The 4616-nt window shown below is 63.0% G+C and carries 4 protein-coding genes; 3 read left to right on the plus strand and 1 reads right to left on the minus strand.

Features of this window, described 5'->3' with window-relative positions:
* Positions 1–106 precede the first annotated feature (106 nt).
* The 3 genes from ACFWP5_RS51860 (at position 107) to ACFWP5_RS51870 (ending at position 3908) form a co-directional block, all read left to right on the plus strand.
* A complete protein-coding gene (locus ACFWP5_RS51860; RefSeq protein WP_384174275.1) occupies positions 107–811 on the plus strand; it encodes an SMI1/KNR4 family protein in 705 nt (234 codons plus the stop codon).
* 165 nt (positions 812–976) lie between these two features.
* The gene (locus ACFWP5_RS51865) at positions 977–2212 is read left to right on the plus strand and encodes an IS701 family transposase (protein ID WP_384174284.1); all 1236 of its coding nucleotides are present in this window, start codon (positions 977–979) and stop codon (positions 2210–2212) included.
* A gap of 400 nt (positions 2213–2612) precedes the next feature.
* A complete protein-coding gene (locus tag ACFWP5_RS51870; protein ID WP_384174278.1) occupies positions 2613–3908 on the plus strand; it encodes a hypothetical protein in 1296 nt (431 codons plus the stop codon).
* Positions 3909–3967: 59 nt separating this feature from the next.
* Here the strand turns inward: ACFWP5_RS51870 and ACFWP5_RS51875 are convergent, their stop codons facing one another.
* Positions 3968–4426: a hypothetical protein gene (locus ACFWP5_RS51875; RefSeq protein ID WP_384174281.1), complete on the minus strand. Its 459-nt coding sequence runs from the start codon at positions 4424–4426 to the stop codon at positions 3968–3970.
* Positions 4427–4616 lie beyond the last annotated feature (190 nt).

A 4616-nucleotide genomic window follows, 5' to 3' on the forward strand; every position in this document is an offset into this window, starting at 1 on the left:
TACTCCAGCAGTAGATCGTGATCTGCGTAGCCGGGCTGCTGTGGTGGCTCTGAGGCGCCGGGGCCAAGCCGACGCCGTAGTCGGTTGACCGGCTATCTTGCCGGGCATGCAGGCAGTGAACTGGGATGAGGTGCGGGGTCGGACCGTCGCTCTGTACGCGCGGCCCGGCATGGGCCTCGGCAGACGAGGTCTCCCGGAAGTCCTGAGCGAGACGCAGGTGCGCCAGGCAGAGGAACAGTTCGGCGTGGAGTTCCCCGAGGACTACCGCCAGTACCTGCTGCGTGTCAGCGCGGGCGGCCGGGTGCGGAAGCTGCAGTTCAACGGCTCGCGCTGGGATTGGGACGGTGCCCGGCATGAGGACCACGACGAGCTTCATGTCCCCTTCCCGGACCATGACAGCGCGCTGGCGGAGAGCGAGGACGCGTGGGACAGCCAGCCGAAGCGGGAGGACTACATCTCCGATGCGGCCTACCAAACTGCTCACGACGCTTGGCGGGAGACCGCGGACGCGATCGAAGCCGCTCGGGTCACCGGGGCCGTCTTTCTCAACGACGACGGCTGCGGCTTCTACACGCTTCTCGTGGTCAGCGGGCCCATGCGAGGAACCATGTGGTTCGACGGGCGTGCGACGTGCGATCGCTTGAACCCGCTGCTCAACGATGACCGGCAAGCCGCGACATTCGCGGAGTGGTACCTGGACTGGCTCGCCCACGAGGAGTCGCTGACGACGCCCGAACAGCGTCGTACCGCTTTCCAGAGTTGGCACGCGGGCGTAGGCAGGCCCATCTGGTTTCGCTGGTTCGACTCGTAGAGTCCAAGACTCATGGTGGCAGGCACCGCCATCTCACCGGTGGAGGCTGGCGACGGGCACGGAACGGCCACCGCTGATCATCGGTGTGTGAAGACTAACGATCTCGCGGTGGCCGCGGGTGACAGCGTAGATCCTGCCCGCTGGCAGGAGGCATTCGAGGGCCTGATGAGCCGGATCGCGGGTCGGTTCGCCCGTGTTGAACCCCGCCGTCGCGTCCGGCAGTTGGTGCTCGGTCTACTGTCGGACCTCCCGCAAAAGAACTGCTGGACGATCGCGGAGTGGGCCGGGGACACCACCCCGGACGGCATGCAGCACCTGCTGGGCCGGGCCAAGTGGGACGCCGACGCCGTCCGTGGCGACGTGCGCGGCTATGTGGTGGAGCACCTGCACGACGACCGGGCCGTGCTGGTGGTCGACGAGACCGGCGACGTGAAAAAGGGCACGCACACGGTCGGCGTCCAGCGCCAGTACACCGGCACCGCCGGCAGGATTGAGAACGCCCAGGTCGCGGTCTACCTGGTCTACGCAGGAGAGCGGGGACATGCGGCGGTGGACCGGGAACTCTACGTTCCCCGTTCGTGGACCACCGACCCCGACCGCTGCCGGGCCGCGGGCCTGCCCGAGGAGACCTCCTTCGCCACCAAGCCGGAACTGGCCGCCCGGATGGTCACCCGGTTCCTGGACGCCGGCCACCGGGCCGCATGGGTCGCGGGCGACGAGGTCTACGGAGGCAACACCAGGCTGCGGACCGCGCTGGAGGAACGTGGCATCGGCTATGTCCTCGCGGTGGCTTGCTCGCACGAAGTCACCACCAGAGCAGGGAAGTTCCGCGTGGACAACCTGGCCAAGAAGGTGCCCAAGCGGGCCTGGCATAAGCTGTCCGCCGGGACCGGAGCGAAGGGCCACCGCTACTACGACTGGGCCGTCATCGACCTCGTCGACCCTCGTCCCGGGAGCCGGCAACTGCTGATCCGCCGCAACCGCGGCACCGGAGAACTTGCCTACTACCGCTGCTACTCGCCCGGGCCGGTCCCGCTGACCGAGCTGGTGCGAATGGCTGGATCAAGATGGCGAGTGGAGGAGTTCTTCCAGTCCGGAAAGGGCCTGGCCGCGCTGGACGAGCACCAGGTCCGCCGCCACACGTCCTGGTCCCGCTGGGTCACCCTGGCCATGCTTGCGCATGCCTTCCTGGCCGTCGTCCGCGCGGATGAACACACCCGCCACCCCGGGCCGGACGAACTAATCCCACTCACCTGCAACGAGATCCGGCGACTGTTCACCGCACTTGTAGTCCAACCCGTCTGCGACGCCGTCCACCAGCTCCGCTGGTCCACCTGGCGACGCTGCCACCAGGCCCGATCCCGCGCCAGCCACTACCGACGGCAAGCAGCGCAGACATGAAGATCACGAACTACGGCTGGAGTACTAGCAGCGTGATTGAGACGTCAGACATCTCGATCAACAGCCCGGGGGCTCGCTCGTTGCGGTCCGTGAACCGTCACCTGATCGCTGGCCAACTCGCAGAAGCTCAGTGTGTCCTTGTAGAGAGATCGCGATCTCAGCCAAAATCTGGAAGTGATCAAGCCAGAATTCCCGCCGCCCTTGCTGTGAAGATCCTGTGAGGGGTACCTGTGGTACGGCCCGTGCCGGATGGCACGTGTTCATATCAGGGGGCTTGGTGAGACGTCTTTTGCTGGACTCGCTGAATCGCACGAGAGTAATACTCGCGGCGGCATTGTGTTTGCCATTGATAGTGCCGCTGAGCGTTGCACACGCAGACGGGGAAACCGACTCTCAGCGGGTGGAAACCTATATACAGCCGGTAAACGCCGACGCCTTCACGCTGACTGAACTTCAGAGACCTGGCGGTCTTGAAAGGTTGCAGACGCTACAGACCCCACAGGCATTGGCGGCTGTGCTTCCGCATGAGGTTTCTGGCCCAGCGAAATCTTTCGCGCCTCGGGCGGAGGAAGACTCAGCGCAGCCGTTGAGCGAGGACCGTTTGACATCCACTGCGGCTGCCACCGATGTCGCTGCGGTCTCCCTGCCGGAGCCGGCACACACCATGACACTGCAGGAGTGTGTCGCGGGACTGGTGGGCAGTGAGTTCTACGTCAAGTCCAGGTATGCGGTCTGTTCCGGGCGTCAATTTGGGCAGGTGTGGATCAAGAATGGTACGCCAGTTGGGGAGAGTCACTTTGATGTAGTGGTCGTCGGTACGATCCCTAAGAACAGCCGGGAAATGACCGCGACGTATTACTACACCGATTTCACTATCGAGGGCAGCACTGATGCCCGGGACCTGGGCGTCACCACGAACGCGTCCGTACCCCAAAGTTGGCCGTCCTACGCTCAATTCACCACGGGGGGCAATTCTCTGCCGGCTACCCGAAAGTGGGCCGAACTGCTGGATGGAATCCCCGTCAAGCAAACACTCACCGCTCCGTCGGGGCAGCCCGGCACGGCGGGCTCGCTACGGCAGATCTCCGCTATCTACCAGCCCAACATCAAACTGGTGGCGCCGCCCGGTTGGGCATCGGACGCATTCACCGGCGGTGACATCTTCATGTTGCCGCCCCGTTGGGACGAAGCCAGCTATCTGAACGCATCAGCCACTGGTGGTGCCGCAGCTTTCAGCGTCCTGGCGACCCTGAAATACAGCACCGCGGACACCGCTCCAGAACGTGAAGTCGCCAAGCACATCCAGAAAGCCTTCACAAAACCGACGCAGACTCAGCCACCCCTGGCCACGAAACGGCTAGCTGGCCAGAACGCGGACGAGCCCCTTACGCGTCTTTACACTGATACTGAACGCAGAGGCAGGAATCGCGTTCGAGCCGTCTACAACTGCGGAAAATTCTTCGGAGCTAACTATGCCGCTGGCGGCAAGGAATGCGATGAGTTTCCTTTCGCCACCACTTACCAGGGGGCTGCGGGGTCCGACTATGATCCTCTCCAAGATCCCCTGAACTTCAGCGTAATGGCCCTCGATGGCGAGAGTAATGGCGCCGCCGGAACTCTCCTCGGCCAGTTCTACACTTTGAATCGGATCATCGATGGACCCGATGACGGATTTATCGTAAAGATCACCTCGTGAAATCTCGGTAACTGTACAGCGTGATGGGTCGGCCACGAACTCGTGGCCGACCCATCACGCTATTTCTGTGGCCAGAATTGCGCTGTGTACTGTTCCACGCCATCGGCCAGGCCGTGCATGCTCTGTTCGGCAACCTCGTTGCGCCCGGTACACATGACACGTACCCCCCATATGCTCGGTCCGCCTACCAAGTCGATCTTGTCCGGCATCGGCCCTCCGGCAACCGCCCAGGCCCGCAGTTTTCCCGAAGAGGTGAAGATTTCGGCTTCCGCTTCCTCCTCCCAGTCACCAGGCGGAGTGGGAGGCTGGGCATCCCAGACTTCAATGATGAGACGTGCCGTGTGCGTGTGTCCGGCGCTACCGAAGTCCAGACGCCCGGGATGAGTGCTCAGAAAACTATTACGCTGAAAATTACCGGGAAACGTGATGGGTACCTGCGTATCATCCCAGTCCTGAAGTGCCCAGCCGTGAAAATCCACCATTACCGGCACTTCCTGGCGTCGAACCAATCTAGGCACGCCAACTCCTCGCGTAGACATCGATAAAATCGATCATAAGTCTGTGGGTGTGCCCTCAGGTTATGTGGGACGGGCAAGATCAGGTCAGTGAGCTTCTGCGAGTTGGCCAGCGATCAGGTGACGGTTCACGGACCGCAACGAGCGAGGCCCCGGGCTGTTGATCGAGATGTCTGACGTCTCAATCACGCTG

The organism is Streptomyces sp. NPDC058469 (assembly GCF_042721125.1).
Classification (GTDB): Bacteria; Actinomycetota; Actinomycetes; order Streptomycetales; family Streptomycetaceae; genus Streptomyces.

Excerpts from the sequence above, each read along its gene's own strand:
- ACFWP5_RS51860 (WP_384174275.1), top strand. The coding sequence starts at position 107 with ATGCAGGCAGTGAACTGGGATGAGGTGCGGGGTCGGACCGTCGCTCTG.
- ACFWP5_RS51865 (WP_384174284.1), top strand. The coding sequence starts at position 977 with ATGAGCCGGATCGCGGGTCGGTTCGCCCGTGTTGAACCCCGCCGTCGC.